This window comes from Paenibacillus sp. FSL H8-0280, from assembly GCF_045040665.1.
GTDB classification, from domain to species: domain Bacteria; phylum Bacillota; class Bacilli; order Paenibacillales; family Paenibacillaceae; genus Paenibacillus; species Paenibacillus xylanexedens_A.
Genome location: NZ_CP150296.1, coordinates 4773619 through 4794773, shown reverse-complemented (window position 1 = coordinate 4794773; position 21155 = coordinate 4773619). Strand labels below are relative to the sequence as shown.

17 protein-coding genes are annotated in these 21155 nt (G+C 45.5%); 16 read left to right on the top strand and 1 reads right to left on the bottom strand.

Annotated features, from left to right (window positions below; all coding sequences use genetic code 11):
• Positions 1 to 89: 89 nt before the first annotated feature.
• On the bottom strand, positions 90 to 326 hold the full coding sequence (locus MHI12_RS21045) for a DUF2626 domain-containing protein (RefSeq protein WP_017687281.1): 237 nt from the start codon (positions 324 to 326) through the stop codon (positions 90 to 92).
• A gap of 314 nt (positions 327 to 640) precedes the next feature.
• On the opposite strand from MHI12_RS21045, the gene MHI12_RS21040 reads away from it, so the two are divergent.
• The 16 genes from MHI12_RS21040 (at position 641) to murF (ending at position 21143) form a co-directional block, all read left to right on the top strand.
• Positions 641 to 1291 carry an RsfA family transcriptional regulator gene (locus MHI12_RS21040; RefSeq protein WP_076211575.1) on the top strand — a complete coding sequence of 217 codons (651 nt, stop codon included), beginning with the start codon at positions 641 to 643 and terminating at the stop codon, positions 1289 to 1291.
• Positions 1292 to 1441: 150 nt separating this feature from the next.
• Positions 1442 to 2401 carry a ketopantoate reductase family protein gene (locus tag MHI12_RS21035; RefSeq protein ID WP_405170217.1) on the top strand — a complete coding sequence of 320 codons (960 nt, stop codon included), beginning with the start codon at positions 1442 to 1444 and terminating at the stop codon, positions 2399 to 2401.
• Complete coding sequence (locus MHI12_RS21030; RefSeq protein WP_047843759.1) at positions 2401 to 2775, top strand: DUF3397 domain-containing protein; 375 nt, start codon at positions 2401 to 2403, stop codon at positions 2773 to 2775. The genes MHI12_RS21035 and MHI12_RS21030 overlap by 1 nt, the downstream gene beginning before the upstream one ends.
• Positions 2776 to 2928: 153 nt before the next feature.
• Positions 2929 to 4626, top strand: a complete 1698-nt coding sequence (locus MHI12_RS21025) for an ABC transporter substrate-binding protein (protein WP_405170216.1) — start codon at positions 2929 to 2931, stop codon at positions 4624 to 4626.
• Positions 4627 to 4816: 190 nt separating this feature from the next.
• Entirely contained in the window at positions 4817 to 5749 is a 933-nt protein-coding gene (locus MHI12_RS21020) for an ABC transporter permease (RefSeq protein WP_100527052.1), read from the top strand.
• Between the two features lie 47 nt (positions 5750 to 5796).
• Positions 5797 to 6678: an ABC transporter permease gene (locus MHI12_RS21015; protein WP_405173030.1), complete on the top strand. Its 882-nt coding sequence runs from the start codon at positions 5797 to 5799 to the stop codon at positions 6676 to 6678.
• A 17-nt stretch (positions 6679 to 6695) separates the two neighbouring features.
• A complete protein-coding gene (locus MHI12_RS21010) occupies positions 6696 to 8465 on the top strand; it encodes a dipeptide ABC transporter ATP-binding protein (protein ID WP_405170215.1) in 1770 nt (589 codons plus the stop codon).
• A gap of 157 nt (positions 8466 to 8622) precedes the next feature.
• Positions 8623 to 10254 (top strand): bacillithiol biosynthesis cysteine-adding enzyme BshC, encoded by a 1632-nt coding sequence (gene bshC, locus MHI12_RS21005; RefSeq protein ID WP_405170214.1) that lies wholly within the window; start codon positions 8623 to 8625, stop codon positions 10252 to 10254.
• A gap of 44 nt (positions 10255 to 10298) precedes the next feature.
• Entirely contained in the window at positions 10299 to 11564 is a 1266-nt protein-coding gene (locus MHI12_RS21000) for an adenosylhomocysteinase (protein WP_211080785.1), read from the top strand.
• Positions 11565 to 11838: 274 nt separating this feature from the next.
• On the top strand, positions 11839 to 12276 hold the full coding sequence (gene mraZ, locus MHI12_RS20995; protein ID WP_017687291.1) for a division/cell wall cluster transcriptional repressor MraZ: 438 nt from the start codon (positions 11839 to 11841) through the stop codon (positions 12274 to 12276).
• An 18-nt stretch (positions 12277 to 12294) separates the two neighbouring features.
• Positions 12295 to 13245 (top strand): 16S rRNA (cytosine(1402)-N(4))-methyltransferase RsmH, encoded by a 951-nt coding sequence (gene rsmH, locus MHI12_RS20990; protein ID WP_405170213.1) that lies wholly within the window; start codon positions 12295 to 12297, stop codon positions 13243 to 13245.
• 27 nt (positions 13246 to 13272) lie between these two features.
• Positions 13273 to 13701 (top strand): hypothetical protein, encoded by a 429-nt coding sequence (locus MHI12_RS20985; protein ID WP_341008197.1) that lies wholly within the window; start codon positions 13273 to 13275, stop codon positions 13699 to 13701.
• 12 nt (positions 13702 to 13713) lie between these two features.
• Positions 13714 to 16056 carry a penicillin-binding transpeptidase domain-containing protein gene (locus tag MHI12_RS20980; RefSeq protein ID WP_405170212.1) on the top strand — a complete coding sequence of 781 codons (2343 nt, stop codon included), beginning with the start codon at positions 13714 to 13716 and terminating at the stop codon, positions 16054 to 16056.
• A 94-nt stretch (positions 16057 to 16150) separates the two neighbouring features.
• Positions 16151 to 18103, top strand: a complete 1953-nt coding sequence (locus MHI12_RS20975; RefSeq protein WP_405170211.1) for a stage V sporulation protein D — start codon at positions 16151 to 16153, stop codon at positions 18101 to 18103.
• 140 nt (positions 18104 to 18243) lie between these two features.
• The gene (locus MHI12_RS20970; RefSeq protein WP_405170210.1) at positions 18244 to 19731 is read left to right on the top strand and encodes a UDP-N-acetylmuramoyl-L-alanyl-D-glutamate--2,6-diaminopimelate ligase; all 1488 of its coding nucleotides are present in this window, start codon (positions 18244 to 18246) and stop codon (positions 19729 to 19731) included.
• Positions 19731 to 21143 (top strand): UDP-N-acetylmuramoyl-tripeptide--D-alanyl-D-alanine ligase, encoded by a 1413-nt coding sequence (gene murF / locus MHI12_RS20965; RefSeq protein ID WP_047844438.1) that lies wholly within the window; start codon positions 19731 to 19733, stop codon positions 21141 to 21143. Before MHI12_RS20970 ends, murF begins: the two co-directional genes overlap by 1 nt.
• Positions 21144 to 21155: the final 12 nt, after the last annotated feature.

Sequence of the window (21155 nt, the reverse complement as noted above, 5' to 3'; positions counted from 1 at the left end):
GTTACATAACACCATGAGCATTCATTTAATCTGAACACAGCAAAAAAGCAACCCGACAGATATCGGATCACTTTGATGCTGCAGGTGGATTAGAGCGGCAACCCCATTTCGAATACGGTCCAGTAGCTGAACCCCGTGAATGTTACGATCATATAACCCCAGAAGAGCAATATGTACGTTCGCTCGGTAAATTTCAAGTATCCCAAAATGACAAAAAACGCAGTCTGCAGGAAAAAAAGCAAAGCCATTTCGACCAGATCTCCCGCAAAAGCCATCAGGCCAATTGCAAGCGTGAAGAACCCGAGTACCCGAAACATGCGTGCCACGGTAAATCCTCCTCTCCTAAGTACGTTCATAGATTGTCTACACAACATTATACCGGGAAAGGAAAAACGTGTAAACAAATTTGGATATGAAAGCGAATTCTTTTTTTGCTCAAAGTAAGTATAGAGGGATATGTTTTACGTATGTCACGTATGAGCAAGCCTGAATGTGGAAATACATTTTAGTATGAAATCAATTCTATGAACTCTATGAGAGGCATAAGAATGAATGAAGCAGCTTTTATACCTAATTCACATACCGGGCTTCCGGTAATGCGGACGGTTATTTTAGGATGTTGTTAGGAGGGTATTATAGCATGACTGCAGTGAGACAGGATGCTTGGAGTACAGAGGACGATTTGATATTGGCTGAGGTTACTTTGCGTCATATTCGGGAAGGCAGTACACAATTGGCCGCTTTTGAAGAGGTGGGCGAAAAAATAGGCAGAACATCTGCCGCATGCGGTTTTCGCTGGAACAGTTGTGTACGTAAAAAGTATGATTCTGCCATCAGTAACGCCAAGGCACAGAGACAAAAACGAAGTTATCTCAGAAAGCAACCAGCTATGCTCGGACCGCAGGTTGCAGCACTGTCTACACTGGACACTGAAGAACATCTGTACAAATCAGATGGGATCTCAGACGATTCATTATCGATGGATGCAGTAATCCGCTTCCTGCGACAATGGAAGGGAACAGTGCAGGAGAGTAATCGTCAGCTCAAGATGCTGGAGAAGGAGCTTCGGGAGAAAGAAGATGAATTGCTTGAGCTACGTCTTGAGAATGACCGTCTCTCCAAGGAAGTGAATGAAGTTCAGACGGATTACCGTGTGGTGAATGACGACTACAAAGCTTTGATTCAGATTATGGATCGGGCTCGCAGACTCGCATTTTTGTCCGAAGAAGAAGAGGAACTTAAGACACGTTTCAAGATGGATGCCAACGGGAATCTGGAACGAATTGAATAACAAGTTCAGATGTTTGATTGGTGAAAGTCAGGTATGAACCCGCCACACCTCCGTTACATAACGGCAGGTATGACGGGTTTTTAGTTTGGTGTTTTTGTTCTATTATAGATAATAGAAGAGAAACTACTGAAGCGGAGAGGAGTGCATCATATGATCATTGACATCGTAGGAGCGGGAGCACTTGGTCTTTTGTATGGCGGGAAACTGCTGGCGTCAGGTAACCAGGTCAGATTTTGGACGAGAACAGCAGCTCAGGCAGACCTCCTCAGCCATAATGGAATAATCATTGTGGAACAAGACGAGGAAATACATATTCTACCGGATCAATTACAGGCGAAACCAATAAGTAAGCTGACTGACACATGGAAGAAAAAACCAGGAGAATGGTTACTGCTCATGGTTAAGCAGACAAGCATTGATGATTTCATTCATGAGATTAGTCCATTACAAGATCATGTGCTGAATGTCGCTTGTTTTCAGAATGGGATGGGCCATCTTACAAAACTTCAAGCAGCTTTGCCAAAGTCGCTTCTGTGTAGTGCGGTTACAACAGAAGGTGCGAAGCGAACACAAAGTCAGGTGACTCGTGCAGGTACAGGTGAAACCAGGCTGGGGAGGTACAACATACATATAGGAGCTTCTACCTCTATAGAGGAGAAGAGAACATTTACTCTGTCGGGATCGTTGCAGCAGGCAGGATTTGACTGTACAGTGTCGAATGAAATCGATAAGCTGATATACAGGAAACTATTGATTAATTCAGTCATTAACCCACTTACGGCACTATGGCGAATCCCTAATGGAGAATTGATCGTCAAGGAAGAACGAAAGAGGCTAATGCGCCAGTTATATGATGAAGTATTGTTAATCTACTCTGCAAGTGGAATATGTTTGGACCAGGATATGTGGGATCAACTGATATCGGTCTGTCGTTCTACTGCCACGAATACTTCCTCCATGCTTGCAGATGTTCTCGCTGGACGTGGTACAGAAGTGAGGTCAATTAACGGTCATATTGTAAAGATGGCACAGAAGTTGGACCTTGTTGCACCTACACATGAAATACTGCTTCATCTGATTGAAGGAATGCAACCGGAAGGAGTGAATTAATGGGACTTTTTATTGTGTTGAGCATATTGCCCTTTTTTCCGTTCTTTCTTGTCTATTGGGGCATGTACGTATGGAAAAAAGACAAACGGAACGCCATGCGGATGGCAATGGATGTAACCACTTTTTTTCTTGTTTTTTCAGTATCGGCGTTATTCAACTTAACATTTGATTCGAATTTTGGTTTTTATCTGACATTATTACTCATACTACTAGCACTTGGATTTATCGGAGGTGCGCAAAATCGACTAAAGGGGAAGGTCGATGGGGGGAGAATGTTCCGGGCCGTATGGCGCATGGCCTTCATCATTATGAGTTTCGGGTATGTTTTGTTTACTTTATTTGGATTATTTAGATACTTCATGAAACAGATGTAAGGTTACATAACGCAAAAGAGGCAAAAAATGTGTCGATTTTGTCGAAAACTGAAAAAAACATTACTTTCTGAAAAAGTAATGTAGATTTTTTTGACCGGTGGTTGTATAATCTATAAACATATAAACCATATCAATTTAGGGGGAACGTGTTAGATGAAAAGGAAAAGTCTATTAGTCCTTTTGACGCTGATTTTGGCGTTCGGTACCGTACTTGCAGCGTGCGGATCGAAAAACGAAGGCACAGGTAACACCGATACTGGTTCTGCAAGCGAAGGAAATGGTCTTGCTAAAGATCAAATTCTGAAAATCAACCTGTCAGCTGAACCTCCTACGTTGGACCCGGCTCAAGCAAAAGACAGCCAAACCAACACAGTTCTGAAATTTTTGTATGAAGGTCTTGTACGCATCGATGCTGATGGTAAAGAACAAGCTGGCGTAGCTAAAGACTGGACAATCTCCGAAGATGGTTTGAAATATGTTTTCAACCTGAACCCGGAAGCTAAATGGAGCAACGGTGATGCAATCACTGCCGAAGACTTTGTTCGTTCTTGGGAACGTGCTTTGAAACCGGAAACAGCTTCTCCATATGCATACCAATTGTACTATATTAAAGGCGCTGAAGGTTACAACCTCAGCAAAGATGAAACATACAAAGGTACTAAAGTCACAGATTTCTCACAAGTAGGCGTTAAAGCTACTGATGAGCACACATTGGAAGTAACGTTGGAAAACCCAACACCTTACTTCTTGGGTCTGACAGCATTCTACACGTACTACCCAGTACATGCATCTGCTGACACAAATGACAAATTTTTCACAGACTACAAAAACATGATCGTTAACGGACCATTTGTAATGGATCAATACGCTAAAGGTCAAAAAATTGTTGTGAAGAAAAACGATGGTTACCATGCAGCTGCCGATATTAAATTGGCTCAAATCGATATGTCTCTGACGAACAGCAGTGCTTCCGAACTGCAAGCTTATAAATCAGGACAATTGGACTACACTGGTGCACCTAACGGTGAAATTCCATCCGACCAGATTCCTTCTGTAAAAGCGGAATTGCCGGACGAGTTCAAAGCTACTGGTATTGCAAGTACGTACTACTATCAGTTCAACGTAAACGAAGCACCATTTAATAACGTTAAAATCCGTAAAGCATTTGCAATGTCCATTCAGCGTCAACTGATTGTTGACAAAGTAACACAAGGTGGACAAATTCCAGCATTCGGCTTTGTACCTCCAGGTATCCGTGGTGAAAACGGCGAATTCCGTGATGAGCACAAAGACGATTACTTCACAGAAAATGTTGAAGAAGCTAAAGCATTGCTTGCTGAAGGTATGAAAGAAGAAGGTTACACAACATTGCCAGCTGTTACGTTGATCTACAACACTAGTGATGGTCACGCAAAAATCGCTTTGGCGGTTGCTGACATGTGGAAACAAAATCTTGGTGTTGATGTGAAAACAGAAAACCAAGAGTGGGGCGTATTCCTTGAGAACCGTCAAAACCAAAACTTCCAAGTAGCTCGTGCAGGTTGGTCTGCTGACTACAACGATCCATACAACTTCTTGGAAATGTGGACTACTGGAAACACAAACAATGATTCCAAATTCAGCAACGAACAGTATGACAAAGATGTTAAAGAAACTGTAAAATCTGCTGATCCAGCTGCACGTATGGCTGCATTTGCTGACGCTGAGAAAATCCTGATTCAAGATGAAATGGGCGTTATGCCAATCTATTACTACACTAACGTATCTTTGACCAAGCCATACCTGAAAGGTGTACAACTTGATTTCAGTGGAGCTATTGACTTCACGCGTGCATATCTGGAAGAGAAATAAGTTGTTCTGAAGTCTAATATGATTACTTCGGGATATATATGTGGAATTCCATATATATCCCGATTTTTTTGTATGTGCACCGATTTTCCTTATAATTCTTGAAATTTCCGATAAATGGATTGGACTTTATTTCAGTCTAATTCTACAATCGATTTGTATACAAAATATTGTTTGTGGAGGTGTGCAAGGGTTGGTTAAGTATGTGTTGAAAAAACTACTATTTATGCTGCTATCGCTTTTCATACTCGCATCGCTGACTTTCTTCCTGATGAAGGCCATTCCTGGTGACCCGTTTACAGCAGAAAAGAAACTATCGCCAGAAATTCGTGCACTCTTAGAAGTTAAGTACGGTTTGGATAAACCGATGTATGAACAATACCTGAAGTATATGGGTGGAATCCTTAAAGGGGATTTCGGCGTTTCTATGAGGTATCTGAACCAGGATGTAACGGATATGATTACTCAAACATTCACAGCTTCACTGAAGCTTGGGATCTTTGCAATCCTTATCTCCATTATTGTTGGTGTATTGTTGGGCCTTCTCGCAGCAGTATACCACCGCAAATTGATTGATGATGTCACCATGGTCGTTGCTGTCATAGGTATTGCTGTTCCGAGCTTCTTGCTTGCATCGTTATTGCAATATGTCTTTGCTTTCAAATTGGGATGGTTCAACGTTATGGGCTTCGACGGACCACTGGACTATGTGCTCCCTGTTGCAGCACTATCTGCATCACCAATTGCCTTTATTGCACGTTTGACGCGTTCCAGCATGCTGGAAGTTTTGCATGCCGATTATATCAAAACGGCTAAGGCAAAAGGTTTGAAATGGCCAGCGATTATGTTCAAACACGTTGTACGAAATGGTATTTTACCGGTAGTAACTTATGTTGGTCCAATGACAGCAAACATCATTACAGGTTCCGTTGTTATTGAACAGATCTTTAACATCGGGGGAATTGGTAAAGTGTTCGTAGAAAGCATCACTAACCGGGATTATACAATGATAATGGGAATCACGATTTTCTATGGTATTCTCCTCATGTTGGCACGCTTCCTGACGGATATCGCTTATGTACTAATTGATCCTAGAATTAAGCTGGAAAGCCGGAAGGGGGCATAACGTTGTCTGGCACGAATAATAAAAAGAATGAAACGGCGAACACGAACCTGACTAGTCAGGCAGCGGTTAAACCGCAAGAAAGTGTATCCCTTTTTAAAGATGCCATGTACAGACTTGCAACCAATAAGGCTGCAATGATCAGTCTGAGTGTGTTGGTTCTTGTCGTGATTTTCGCTTTGATTGGTCCAACTTCTTTGTTTACAAGTTATAATTATTATTCCAATGATTTGATGAATGCCAACGCGGCACCAAGTGCTGAGCACTGGTTTGGTACAGACGACCTGGGTCGTGACGTGTGGGTAAGAACATGGGTTGGTGCTCGTGTATCTCTTACTGTAGGTTTAGCAGCAGCTCTGATTGACCTTGTTATTGGTGTAATCTATGGTGCAATTATGGGTTACTACGGCGGACGTGTTGATGGTATCATGAACAAGTTCTCTGAGATTCTGTACTCCCTGCCTTACATGCTCGTTGTTATCTTGTTGCTGGTTGTATTGGAACCAAGTCTGACAACCATCATCATTGCCCTCACCATTACAGGCTGGATCAGTATGTCGTGGATTGTACGTGGTGAGATTATGCAACTCAAAAACAGAGACTTCATTCTCGCGGCCCGCTCCATGGGTGCAAGTACAGGACGTCAATTGTTCCGCCACTTGTTGCCAAATGCGATTGGCCCGATTATCGTAACTTTGACATTGTCAATTCCTAATGCGATCTTTGCTGAGGCGTTTTTGAGTTTCCTCGGACTTGGTGTATCTGCACCGAGATCATCCCTGGGATCCATGATCAATGACGCACTCACAGGCTGGACGCTGTATCCTTGGCGGATGTGGTTCCCGGCAGGCCTTATGGTGCTGACTATGCTTGCATTTAACTTGCTCGGAGACGGTCTGCGTGACGCACTCGATCCGAAATTACGTAAATAGAAATAGGAGGTGGGATTATGGAGCCGATTTTAACAGTCAAGGACTTGAGCGTGTCATTTTCAACGCGCTCTGGTGAATTTGATGCCGTTAAAAATGTGAGTTTTGAAATTGGCAAAGGAGAGACGCTGGGGATCGTAGGTGAATCCGGTAGTGGTAAGAGTGTTACCGCCCAAACCATCATGAAATTGATTCCCTCCCCGCCTTCGAAGGTCAAAAGCGGAGAAATAACTTTTCACGGGCAAGACCTGCTGAATAAGACAGACAAACAAATGGAAGCGATTCGTGGTAAAGATATCGGTATGATCTTCCAAGATCCAATGACTTCTTTGAATCCTACCATTAAAATTGGTAAACAAATTACCGAAGTATTGCGCAAGCATCAGAACATGTCCAAACAAGCGGCGGATAAAGCTGCGTTGGAGATGCTGGAACTTGTAGGTATTAAAAATGCGGCTATTCGCATGAATCATTATCCTCACCAATTCTCTGGTGGTATGCGTCAGCGTGCCATGATTGCGATCGCACTTGCATGTCGTCCATCCCTTCTGATTGCGGATGAACCGACAACTGCACTTGACGTTACAATTCAGGCTCAAATTCTGGATGTCATGAAAGACATGCAGCAAAAGCTGGGAACATCGATCATGCTGATTACGCATGACCTTGGTGTCGTAGCGGGTATGTGTGACCGTGTTGTTGTTATGAAGGAAGGCGAAGTTGTTGAAACAGGAACAACTGCTGAAATCTTTAGTAACCCTCAACATCCATACACCATTAAATTGCTGAATGCTTTGCCTCGTCTGGACGAGCCCAAAAAGGAAAAACCAACTCCGGCTGGTATTATCAAAGGTAGCAATAAGCCTCTGGTACAAGTGAAAAACTTGAAACAGTACTTTAATTTGGGTAAAGGTAACATTCTCAAAGCGGTCAATGACGTAAGCTTTGATATCTTTGAAGGTGAAACACTTGGCGTTGTAGGCGAGTCTGGCTGTGGTAAATCCACAACAGGTCGTACCATTCTGCGTCTTTATGAGCCAACTGGCGGAAATGTTAACTTCAACGGAACGGATATCTACAAGTTGTCCCCGCGCAAAATGAAAGAAATGCGTAAAGATATGCAGATGATCTTCCAAGATCCATATGCATCTCTTAACCCGCGTTTCAATGTTATGGATATTATCGGGGAGTCCCTCGATATTCATGGTCTGGCTTCCAGCTCTAAAGAGCGTAAGAGACGAGTGGAGGAACTGCTTGATCTGGTAGGTTTGAATCCAAGTCATGCTCTTCGTTATCCACATGAATTCTCCGGTGGTCAAAGACAGCGGATCGGGATTGCGCGTGCACTTGCTGTAGACCCTAAATTCATCATCTGTGATGAGCCATTGTCTGCGCTGGATGTATCCATTCAGGCACAGGTCGTTAAATTGCTTGAAGAACTTCAGCAACGTCTCGGCTTGACTTACCTGTTTATCGCGCATGACTTGTCGATGGTTAAACATATCAGTGACCGTGTCGCTGTAATGTACATGGGTAAAGTGGTTGAGCTCGCAGAAAGTGAAGAGCTGTATGCGAACCCTATCCACCCTTATACCAAAACATTGCTCTCAGCAATCCCTGTACCTGATCCGGAAGTGGAAGCGAACAAACGTCGGATCTTGCTGCCAGAAGAGCATATGAGCCCGATTCAAAATGGATCTGGTGGTCCTGCAAATGACCCGTACAACTTGGATAATGCTCAATTGATTGAGGTTTCCAAAGGTCACTGGGTTGCAGAACCTTACGTATAATAGGAATATTAATGCGATATGCTATTATTGATGTATTAAATGCCGCCGACTCGTTCGGCGGTTTTTTTCGTATTTTAATCACTTTCTTTTGACGAAGCGGCCTTGAATTCGGTACAATCAAGAAAGGCTCTTTGAAGCAGAATAGGAGGCAGACCTCATGAACGGTATTACCGAGGCACTCCGCAGCGGATCAAGACTTGCAGAAGATTATATCTGTTCAAGAGATGCTGCGCGTGGCCTTTACGAGTATGACATTCGCTGGGAATCAGGACTTCAGGCGCGTGCCGAGTGGCTGGACCAATCGGAAAACACACGTATTGATCGTCGTGATCTGGCAGAGTATTTACGTATATATAATAAGCGGGTGAACGACCATGGAGAGGTTCATGCGTCCATCACACGTCTTGCAGAACAAGATGCACTAGTGGTTACAGGAGGACAGCAGAGCGGTCTGCTCACCGGACCACTGTTCGTCATATACAAAGCCGCCAGCGTAGTGGCAGCTGCGCGTGAAGCGGAAGAAAGACTTCAACGCCCGGTAGTCCCAGTATTTTGGATTGCTGGTGAAGACCATGACTGGGATGAGGTTAATCACACATATCTACCTGATCATCAGGGAGACATGAAGAAGGTCAAGTTACAAGGACGATTCGCAGGAAGGGATTCTGTGAGTAATGTTCATGTGGATACGCAGCAGTGGATGAATGTACTCGAACAGGTGGAACATCTTTTACCTGATACGATACATAAACCAGGACTGATGAAATGCATCACAGAGATCCATCAATCCAGTTCAAATCTGAGTGATGCATTTGCCCGCATGATATCTGCCTTGTTTGCCAGCAGTGGACTTGTTCTAATGGATGCATCGGATCCAGATTTACGCAGGTTGGAACAGCCCGTGTTTGAGCGGTTGATACGAAAAAATGAAGTGCTGCGCAGCGCATACACACAAGGTGCTTCGCTGGTACAACAAGCTGGTTATGCTATGCCTGCCGAAGTAGCGGAGGATGGAGCCAATCTGTTCTACATTCATGAAGGTACGCGTCTACTCTTGTTGTTGAAGGACGGTTTATATAGTGATCGCAAAGGTTTGGTTTCTTTCACAGAGGAACGTTTGCTTCAGGAACTGGGAGAACATCCGGAGCGCTTCAGTAACAACGTATTGACACGACCATTAATGCAAGATTCCGTGTTGCCTGTAGCAGCTGTTATTTTGGGGCAAGGTGAAATTGCATATTGGGGTTTGACTCGGGGAGCATTCCGTCAATTCGGCCTGCAAATGCCCATTTTGTTGCCGCGGTTGTCTTTCACCATTATGGAAGATATCCATCACAAACATATGAAACAATATGGGCTTTCTTTTCAGGATGTTCAATATCATATGGAAGAAAAGAAGGAGCAGTGGCTCGCACAGCAGGAGACGTTCCAGGTAGATGAACAGTTTGACAAGGTTCAGGAGGCGTTTCTTGATCTGTATGGACCGTTGCTAGATGAGATCGCGGAGATTCATCCGGGGTTGGAACGAATTGGTGACACCAATTTGAGTAAAATCAACGAGCAAATGCAGTATCTGAAACAACAGACTCACAAAGCTATCGAAGATAAACATAATGTGAGTCTAAGGCACTGGAACGGCATTCAGAACTCCTTATTCCCAACGGGCAAACCACAGGAACGAGTACATAATGCACTCTTTTACCTGAATCGTTATGGCACCGAGTGGATCGATGAACTGATTAAGGCCTCAAGCGAATTCCTTGGAGAGCATAAGGTTATTGCACTATAGAGCCCTTTATAATAGAAGAAACACCAAAACGAGGAGGATATGATATGACTACACCTGCATTGCAAAACAGTATTGTTAAAGATATGGGACTCGCTTCAGAGGGTCACCTGAAAATTGATTGGGTAGAAGCGCATATGCCGGTACTAAACCGCATTCGTCGCCAGTTCGAACAGGATCTGCCCTTCAAAGGTTTGAAGGTTGCCATTTGTCTTCATCTGGAAGCGAAAACAGCTTACTTGGCAAAAGTGATCCAAGCGGGTGGTGCAGAAGTAACGATTACGCATAGCAATCCATTGTCTACACAAGATGATGTTTGCGCAGCATTGGTGGAAGACGGTGTTACGGTGTATGCGAAGTACAATCCGGAGCCTGCGGAATTCAAATCACTGCAACTGCGTGCGCTTGAGGTGAAGCCTGATCTCATTATTGATGATGGTGGAGACTTTGCAACCATTATTGCATCCGAGCGCCCTGACCTCGCAGCAACAATTCGCGGAGGAGCAGAAGAAACGACAACGGGTATTATCCGTTTGAAAGCATTGGCGAAAGAAGGCCAATTGAAGTTCCCGATGGTTGCGGTTAATGACGCATACTGCAAGTATCTGTTTGACAATCGCTATGGTACTGGACAATCTGCATTCGACGGGATTATTCGTACAACTAACTTGGTTATCGCTGGTAAAAACGTAGTGGTAGCAGGTTATGGCTGGTGTGGTAAAGGTGTAGCGATGCGCGCCAAAGGTCTTGGTGCGAATGTGATCGTAACCGAGATCGATCCAATCAAAGCGGTAGAAGCACACATGGACGGGTTCCGGGTCATGACGATGGTAGAAGCCGCCAAATTGGGCGATTTCTTTATCGCAGTTACAGGCAATAAGGATGTTATCACAGGTGAGCATTACGATGTGATGAAGGACGGAGCGATCCTGAGTAATGCGGGTCACTTTGATGTTGAAGTGAATAAACCTGAACTGGCTAAACGTTCAGAATCGATTCGCACAGTTCGTCGCAACATTGAGGAATATCGTTTCAAAGACGGTCGTAAAATGTACCTTCTTGCAGAAGGTCGTCTTGTAAACCTGGGTGCAGCAGATGGTCACCCCGCCGAAATCATGGATACGACGTTTGCTCTGCAGGCACTTGGTCTGCGTTATGTAAGTGAGAATTATAAAGACTTGGGTAAAAACGTTGTTAATGTACCTTATGATATTGACCAGCAGGTTGCCAGCTATAAACTTGAAAGCCTGAATATTGGCATCGACTCCTTGTCAGCTGAGCAAGAGAAATACCTGGATAGCTGGAAATTTTAAGCACTATCCAATAATTACAAGCTGATGAAATGGTTCAATAGGTATAGAATGGTTTATTGATGATATGGCTCATGTGCGGGTAGACATACGATTGCCCGTTTAAGGGAAGCGTCTTTGATCCTGAGTGACAGGATCAAGGACGCTTTTTTTATGCTGAAAAATTAAAAAATCAAGTCATGCAAGAAGGGTTTTGATTTTTTTGTGCGAATCTATTATGCTTAGGTGGTGGAAAGTGGGGCAAAGTGGGAGAAACGGGTGAGGAGTGAGTGGGCCAATGTTTATGGGGGAGTTCCAACATAGCATTGATGATAAGGGTCGGGTTATCATTCCGGCTAAATTCCGCGAATCTCTGGGACCGTCTTTCGTTGTCACACGGGGTTTGGACCAGTGTCTTTTCGTGTACCCCATGGAGGAGTGGGGGGTCATGGAACAGAAGCTCAAAGCACTGCCATTGATGAAATCTGATGCACGTGCGTTTACCCGGTTTTTTTTCTCGGGTGCAACCGAATGTGAACTGGACAAACAGGGTAGGGTAAATCTGCCGGGCAATTTAAGAGAGTATGCCAAGCTGGACAAGGATTGTGTTGTTCTTGGCGTGTCGAACCGGGTGGAGATTTGGAGCAAAGGCATATGGGAGAGTTATTTCAATCAATCCGAAGAAGCATTCAACGACATTGCCGAAAAGCTGGTCGATTTTAATTTTGATTTATAAAGTCAGGAGGGGTGCAGGTTGTTTCACCACATAACCGTACTCAAAGAAGAGGCAACAGAGGGATTAAACATCAAGCAGGACGGTATATACGTGGACTGCACTTTAGGCGGGGGCGGACATAGCTCCGTGATTGCTTCCAAGCTCGGTCCAGGGGGACGTCTGATCGCACTTGATCAGGATGATTGGGCTTTGGATAATGCTCGCGAGAAGCTCGCTGCTTATGGAGAACGTGTAACATTGGTGAAAACCAATTTTCGGGATCTGGAACAGGTACTCAAGGATTTGGATGTGCCAATGAAGGATGGTATACCACAGGTCGATGGTATTTTGTACGATTTGGGTGTGTCATCCCCGCAATTTGATGAAGGAGAACGTGGATTCAGTTACAATCACGATGCTCCGCTCGATATGCGAATGGACCAGGATGCAATGCTGACGGCCAAAGAGATTGTGAATGAGTGGCCAGAAGAAGAGATTGCTCGAATTTTGTATCGCTATGGTGAAGAGAAGTTTTCGAGAAGAATTGCCCGTGTTATCGTCGGAAAACGAGCGCAGTCTACCATTGAGACGACAGGTGAACTCGTGGAACTGATCAAGGAAGGCATCCCGGCGGCAGCTCGACGTACTGGTGGACATCCTGCCAAACGCAGCTTCCAGGCATTACGCATTGCCGTCAACGATGAGTTGGGTGCCTTTGAAGAAGGCTTGCATCAGGCTGTTCGTTGTCTGGCACCAGGAGGACGTGTATCTGTTATTACCTTCCACTCCCTTGAGGATCGGATATGTAAACAGATTTTCAGTAGTTATCTGGAAAAATGTACATGTCCACCCGATTTTCCGTTGTGTGTATGCGGCGGCAAGGGGACCCTGCGTTTAGTTAACAGAAAACCGTTGATTCCAACGGAAACGGAATTGACCGAAAATTCACGTGCTCGTTCAGCCAAGCTGCGCGTAGCCGAGAAATTGTAGATCAAGAGTGGAGGAGAGAATCGGAGTATGGCATATACACGTGGTAATCTCGCTGTAAAAGAAAAAGCGTCCCAGGAACGTGTGACCCAGCAACGATACAAAGAAACCACCAAAGTGGTGACCCGTCGTACGGGTCTTCCGGCACGCGAGAAGATTTTGTATCTGATTACCCTGGTTGCAGTTATCCTTGTTGGAGGAGCCTTGATGTCTCGTTATGCTCATATCTATGATCTGAACAAGCAAGCGCAGTCCACTATTTCGGATATCAAGGGGTATGAAAAGACGATTGCAGATCTGCAGGTGGAAAAAGAAACATTGAACAACCAGGTCATCGAAAATGCAAAACAACTTGGTTACGTTGAAGCTTCCGATAAGGATGTCATTTATGTACCTCGCTCAACAAGTACGAAATCAACTGGCACTGAATCGTCCTCAAATACAGCAAGCAGTAAGTAAAGAGGTGTTCCGATGATAAAAAGAATAAAGATGCGCACGTTGCTTATAGGGGGATGTATTACCCTCTTTTTTCTTGTACTCGTAACCCGAATCTTTTTCATTCAAGTTGTGAATGGCGGTAAATGGCAGGAACGGGCGGCTATTCTGATAGAGCGGGAGCAGACGATTAAGGCTGCACGTGGAACGATTACGGATCGAAATGGAAACATTTTGGCTACTGACGCTCCAGCGTATACGGTTTCCGTTAATCCCCTCTTGATCGATGAACTCGGCATACAGGATGTCGTCACGGAGAAACTCTCTGCACTTCTAGGGAAAAATGAGAGTGAGATGCGTACTCTAGTCACAGCGAAGAATAAAGATGGTGATTTTTTTCAACAACGTGAAGTACGCAGTGAAGGATATAAGATAAGTCCAGAGCTTGCGGAAAAAGTCAACGAACTGCGTGAGGAATTACAAGAAGAGTACAAGGCTCGTAATGCAATTGTGATGGCTCAGGAGTCGAAGCGTTTTTACCCTGAAGAAACCCTTGCTTCTCACCTCTTGGGATATATGAGCCGTGATGGGAAAGCTGTCAATGGACTTGAAGTCTCATATGATGAAGCACTGACAGGCACAGATGGATATCTGAATTATCAGAAGGATGCCAAAGGCATTAAACTTCCGGATTCACAGGATAACTATCTGCCACCTCAGAACGGTAAGAACCTTACGCTGACCATCGATGATACGATCCAGTTCTACATTGAGGATGCAATGAAAGAAGCCGTTGCCAAGTATAATCCACTGAGCATGACGGTCATTGCTGCAGACCCAAACACGATGGAGATTCTAGGGATGGCGAACTGGCCAACCTTTAACCCGAATACGTATGGGAGTACACCTGATCAAAAGAATTTTATCAACCATGCTACGCAATCCATCTATGAGCCAGGTAGTACATTCAAAATAGTTACGCTAGCAGGAGCTGTTGAAGAAAAGCTCTTTGATCCCAATGCAAGTTTTGAATCCAAACGCATGTATATCGGTGGTTTCCCGATTAGTGATAATGGTCATTCCTATGGTTGGATCTCGTATCTCGAAGGTGTCAAACGGTCAAGTAACATTGCTTTTGTTAACTTGGGTTACAACATGCTTGGCGGCGAACGTCTGCGTCATTACATAGACGAATTCGGCTTCGGCAAAAAGACGGGTATTGATCTGCCAAATGAGGCAGCGTCCCCGATCAAGCCACTGGTTTACAAATCCGAGATTGCCACGGCAGCCTATGGGCATGGTCTTGTACAGGTAACACCAATTCAGCAGGTCGCAGCCATCTCTGCGATTGCCAACGGCGGCAAATTGCTGGAGCCACATCTGGTAAAGGAGATTAAGAACCCGAATGATGGAACAACGGAAGTCATCAAACCCAAAGTTGTTCGTCAGGTGATTTCCAAGGAATCTTCCAAACTGGTGAGCGGTTATCTGGAACAAGTGGTTGCAGACCAAACGATTGGTACCGGTCGTAACGCCTATATTGAAGGTTACCGTGTAGCTGGTAAAACAGGTACGGCAAGAAAGGTTGTTAACGGAGCATACAGCAAGTCAAAAGACGTTGTATCGTTTATTGGATTCGCGCCCGTGAATAATCCGAAGATTGCTATACTTGTTGTCATTGACCAACCGGATGGAACCAACATTGGGGGAGGAACCGCAGCTGCGCCGGTGTTCAAAAAGATTGTCAGCCAGACTCTTCAATACATGGGAGTACCCAAAGATACAGCCAAAACTCCTGACAAAAAGTCAAAAGAAGTCTCTGTCGTGCAAGCCAAGGCTCCTGACTTAAGTGGCAAGACAGCCAAACAAGCCAGAAGCCAGCTTCTAAGCGCAGGTATTGCTTATGTGACTCTTGGTCAAGGTGATAATGTAATTCGGCAGTATCCGGTTGCTGGCGCCTCTATGAATCCAGGCCAACGAATCTATCTGCTAACGGAAGAAAGCAGCAAGATGAAGATTCCCGATCTAACAGGTGAATCTCTCCGTGATGCCCTTGAAGTACTTTCTCTCATGAAAGTGGGGGTTACGGTCAAGGGCGAGGGTTATGTCGTGAAGCAAACCGAGCAGGTCGCAGGTGAGCAGAGAACTGTGCAGTTGAACTTGCAAACTGCCAAAGCTGCAGTGACAGGTATAGCTGATGAGGCTCCAATCTCTTCTGATCCGTCGTCAGAAGCTGAAGTGAAGGAACAAGAGGCTTCGGCTGGAGAAGCTAAAACCGACGAAACAGACGGAACAGACGAAACAGATAACAACAAGGCTCCTGCCAATGAATCCGAATCCTCTGATGATCCAGCCACAAACGGAGCTTCGCTTCCTTAGGGAGCTCTGACAGCTTGTTCTAACCCCCGGTTGTCCTGAATATTCATGAATGGAACGAATGTCATGATTTTGGGACGAGTGGGGGGATCTTTTCGTGAAGGGATCAAGCGTAAATCTGCGGCGCAGGTTGCTATGGAGTTTAATGATTTTAGTTTTGTTATTTTCGGCCCTGATGATCAGGCTTGCTTATGTACAGCTCGGGGAAGGTCCTGAATTGTCAGCAAAAGCAGAAGAATCCTGGCGGCGTAATATTCCTTACTCAGCCAAGCGGGGGGAGATCCTGGATCGAAATGGAACCTCTCTGGCCTATAATGTGACAACACCGACCATTATGGCCATTCCGGCTCAGGTTAAAGAAGCTGAAACGACGGCTAAAGCGCTGGCCCCATTGCTTGGGATGACGGAAGAAAAAGTGCTCGCAACCATCAAGAAACGAGAACTCATTGTACGACTACAACCCGGCGGCCGCAAAATTACGATGGAGAAAGCTCAGCGCATCCGTGATTTGAAGCTTCCGGGTATCGTTGTTGCTGAGGACAATAAACGTTTTTATCCTTATGATGATTTGGCTGCCCATATTCTTGGTTTTACGGGCATTGATAATCAGGGCTTAACGGGTGTCGAGAAGAAATATGATGATAAGCTGAATGGTTTGAATGGCAGTGTGTCCTACTTGTCCGATGCGGCCGGAAGGCTAATGCCGGGCTCATCCGAGAAGTATGTGGAACCGAAGGACGGCCTTAACCTCAAGCTGACCATTGATAAATCCATTCAGTCCATCATGGAGAGAGAACTGGATCAGGCCATGGTGAAGTTCCAGGCGAACTCAGCATTGGCCATAGCGATGAATCCAAAAACGGGTGAAATCTTGGGGATGTCCAGCAGGCCGGGATACGAGCCTGCCGATTATCAGCAATATCCAGCGGAGATATACAATCGAAATTTACCGATCTGGATGACCTACGAGCCGGGCTCCACATTTAAGATCATTACTTTGGCGGCAGCGCTTGAAGAGAAAAAGGTCAATCTGCAACAGGATCAATTTTTTGATCCCGGATATGTTGAGGTGGGGGGAGCCCGTCTACGTTGCTGGAAAAAGGGTGGCCACGGAAGTCAGACCTTCTTACAAGTTGTGGAGAACTCATGTAACCCGGGCTTTGTGGCTTTGGGGCAGAGGCTGGGCAAAGAATCGCTCTTCTCCTATATTAAAGACTTTGGTTTCGGCACCAAGACAGGGATCGACCTCAGCGGAGAAGCCAGTGGAATTCTGTTCAAACTGTCCAGAGTGGGACCTGTCGAGCTTGCAACGACGGCTTTTGGTCAAGGTGTATCCGTAACGCCCATTCAGCAAGTAGCTGCTGTGTCAGCGGCCATCAATGGGGGGAAACTTTACAAGCCTTATGTTACGAAAGCGTGGGTCCATCCGGTCACAGGAGAAGTCATGGAAGAAGCCAAGCCGGAACTGGTTCGTCAGGTGATCTCGGAGAATACATCCAAACAAGTACGTGAAGCACTCGAGAGTGTTGTCGCAAAAGGTACCGGGCGTCCGGCATTCATTGATGGATACCGGGTCGGTGGCAAAACAGGTACAGCCCAGAAGGTTATCAACGGACGTTATTCCTCGACTGAGCATATCGTATCCTTTATCGGATTTGCACCGGCAGATGACCCTCAGATTGTGGTCTATACCGCAGTTGATAATCCCAAAGGAATTCAGTTCGGAGGCGTGGTTGCCGCCCCGATTGTGCAGAACATCCTTGAAGATGCTTTGCATTATATGAATGTCCCTGTTCGGAAGGATCAGGTCGCCAAAGAATACAAGTATGGTGAAACCAAAATCGTGACAGTCCCAGACCTGACAGGAGCTACTGTTGAAGATCTGTACGAAGACCTGAACATGAATTTTATGCTGGCGAAGTCTGGCAATGGTAAATACGTGATTAATCAGGCACCCAAACCTGGGGCGAGGGTAGATCAGGGATCAACCATCCGCATTTATATGGGGAATGTACTGAACGATGCACATGATCACACAAAGGATGAATAACGGGGCTTAGGGGTAGTTTGAAGCTTCTAGCGCAACAAAATTCATCCAAGTGCGTTTCATTATTGGGTTGTATTGACGATATTAATAAATACAGACATATGTTAAAACAGAAGTATAATTGGAAAAGTGAGGTTATTCATGTGCTTTTAAAACAATTTGCATCGATGCTGACCACCGCCCGCCTCGTGGGCGAATCAAATACAGAATGCCAAAACCTTCAGACAGATTCCCGGCAGGTAAAACCGGGTGATCTGTTTATCTGTCTTCCGGGACATACGGTAGATGGTCATGATTATGCAGAAAAAGCTGTAAATGCCGGTGCAGTTGCATTGGTGGTTGAACGGCAACTGGATCTGCCTGTACCACAATTGCTGGTGAAGGACAGCCGATTTGCGATGGCTGTTCTGGCAGATTTCTTTTTTGACTCGCCAAGCCAGAAAATGAATATGATTGGTGTAACGGGAACGAACGGAAAAACAACGACCACCTATTTGATTGAAAAAATCATGAGTGATTACGGACGCAAGACGGGATTGATCGGCACTATTCAAATGCGGTATGACGGTCGCACCTATCCGATGTCAGGAACAACACCAGAGGCGCTTGATCTGCAGCGTAGTCTACATGATATGGTTCAGAAGGGTACGGACTGCTGTGTTATGGAAGTTTCTTCTCACGCATTGGAACAAGGGCGAGTAAAGGGAACAAATTTCCGTACTGCGGTATTCACTAACCTGACGCAGGATCATTTGGACTACCACCATTCCATGGAGGAATATCGCGGGGCCAAAGGATTGTTCTTTGCACGACTGGGTAACGGTTATACGGAAGATGTTTCACAGCGTAAATTCGCTGTCATCAATGCAGATGATCCGGCTGCGGCTTATTTCATCTCTGTGACTGCGGCTGAAGTGATTACATATGGCATGGGTGAAAAGGCGGATGTACGGGCATCCCAAATCTCAATCACTTCTCAGGGAACTTCTTTCCACGTGGATACATTTGCAGGCAGCACAGATATTCGCTTGCGCATGGTAGGCAAATTCAATGTGTACAATGCAATGGCAGCCATCTCTGCAGCGCTGGTGGAAGGTATTCCGCTGGAAGAGATCAAGCGTAGTCTGGAGACGGTTCCGGGCGTGGATGGACGTGTTGAAGGAGTGGACGAAGGACAGCCATTTGCTGTTATTGTCGATTATGCCCATACACCGGATGGACTGGAGAATGTGCTGCGGACGGTGAAGGAATTTGCCGAAGGACGTGTAATTTGCGTGTTTGGCTGTGGTGGTGACAGGGACCGTACCAAACGCCCTCTCATGGGGAAAATTGCTGCGAATTATAGTGATTATGTACTGGTTACTTCCGATAATCCACGGACAGAAGATCCGGAACTGATTCTCAAAGACATTGAACAGGGCCTGATTGAAGAATCCGTTCCTGCTGAACGTTATACGATGATTGTGGATCGACGCCAGGCGATTCATGAAGCTATTGAAATGGCAAGCCCAGCCGATGTAGTATTGATTGCGGGCAAGGGTCACGAGACCTATCAGATTATCGGCACAACCAAAACCGATTTTGATGACCGAATCATAGCCAAAGAAGCGATAAGGGGCAAATCCAATTGATAAAAAGAACATTGGCACAATTGGCCGAGATGTGTGGAGGAACATTAAGTGATGTTGCCGCTCATGGCAATGTAATGGTCGAAGGGGTGTTTACCGATTCGCGTAAACCTCTGGAAGGCAGTTTGTTTATTCCGCTAGTGGGTGAAAGGTTTGACGGACACGAATTTGTGCAAGCCTGTTTAGAGAAGGGGGCTGCAGGCGCGATCTGGCAAAAGGATCATGGTATTCCGCCACAAGGAGCTGTCATTGTTGTTGACGACACACTTGTCGCGCTGCAAGCACTCGCATCTGCTTATCTAACGGAGAATAAAGCGGCTGTAGTCGGCATTACAGGCAGCAACGGCAAGACAACAACAAAGGACATCGTGGATGCCATTCTCTCGACGACGTTCAAAGTGCATAAGACGCAAGGCAACTTCAATAATCACATTGGTTTACCACTGACTGTACTAAGCATGGACCCGGATACCGAGATTATCATTTTGGAGATGGGTATGAGTGGTCGCGGGGAAATTAACGATTTGTCGGTTATTGCGCAGCCTGATGTAGCGGTCATTACCAATATTGGTGAATCACATCTGCTTCAGCTGGGGTCCAGACTGGAGATTGCCAGAGCCAAAGCCGAGATTGCCGCGGGATTGAAGCCTGGCGGGTTACTGATCTACAACGGAGACGAGCCTTTAATTGCACAAGTCCTTGAAGAGCCCGCAACGAAACAACCCGATGGATTGCAGCGGTTTACATTTGGTCTGCAAACCGATAATGATGACTATCCTACTGGACTTATGAATGCGCAGAACGGCGTAGTTTTCACCACCAAACAGTCTGGAGAACATGCATTTACGCTACCTCTGCTAGGAACGCATAATGTCGTTAACTGTCTGGCTGCTTTGGCAGTAGCCCGTCATTTCAAAGTGACGACGGAGCAGATTGCCGCGGGATTGTCTCGCTTGAAGCTGACAGGCATGCGTATTGAGGTTACGCAAGGCGTTAGTGGTCTAACCCTGCTGAATGATGCATACAATGCAAGTCCAACCTCCATGAAGGCCGCAATCGATGTACTAGAAGGTCTGAAAGGATACCGCATGAAAGTGGCTGTGCTTGGTGATATGCTTGAACTCGGTCCCCAAGAGCAGGATCTGCATTACGGAATCGGAGAGTATATCACATCGGCCAAAATGGACATGGTGCTGGTATATGGTCCGCTATCAGCCAAGATTGCTGAAGGAGCAAGCAAGCATATGCCTACAGAGGCTGTGCATGCTTTTATAGATAAAGAAGAAATGACCCGTTATCTACTGGAGAAACTACATCCCAGAGACGTTGTTTTGTTCAAAGCTTCAAGAGGCATGAAGCTGGAGGACGTGGTCGAAGCACTACAAATAGCACCATTACAGAATCGAGTAGACTAGAGGGGTGAACCC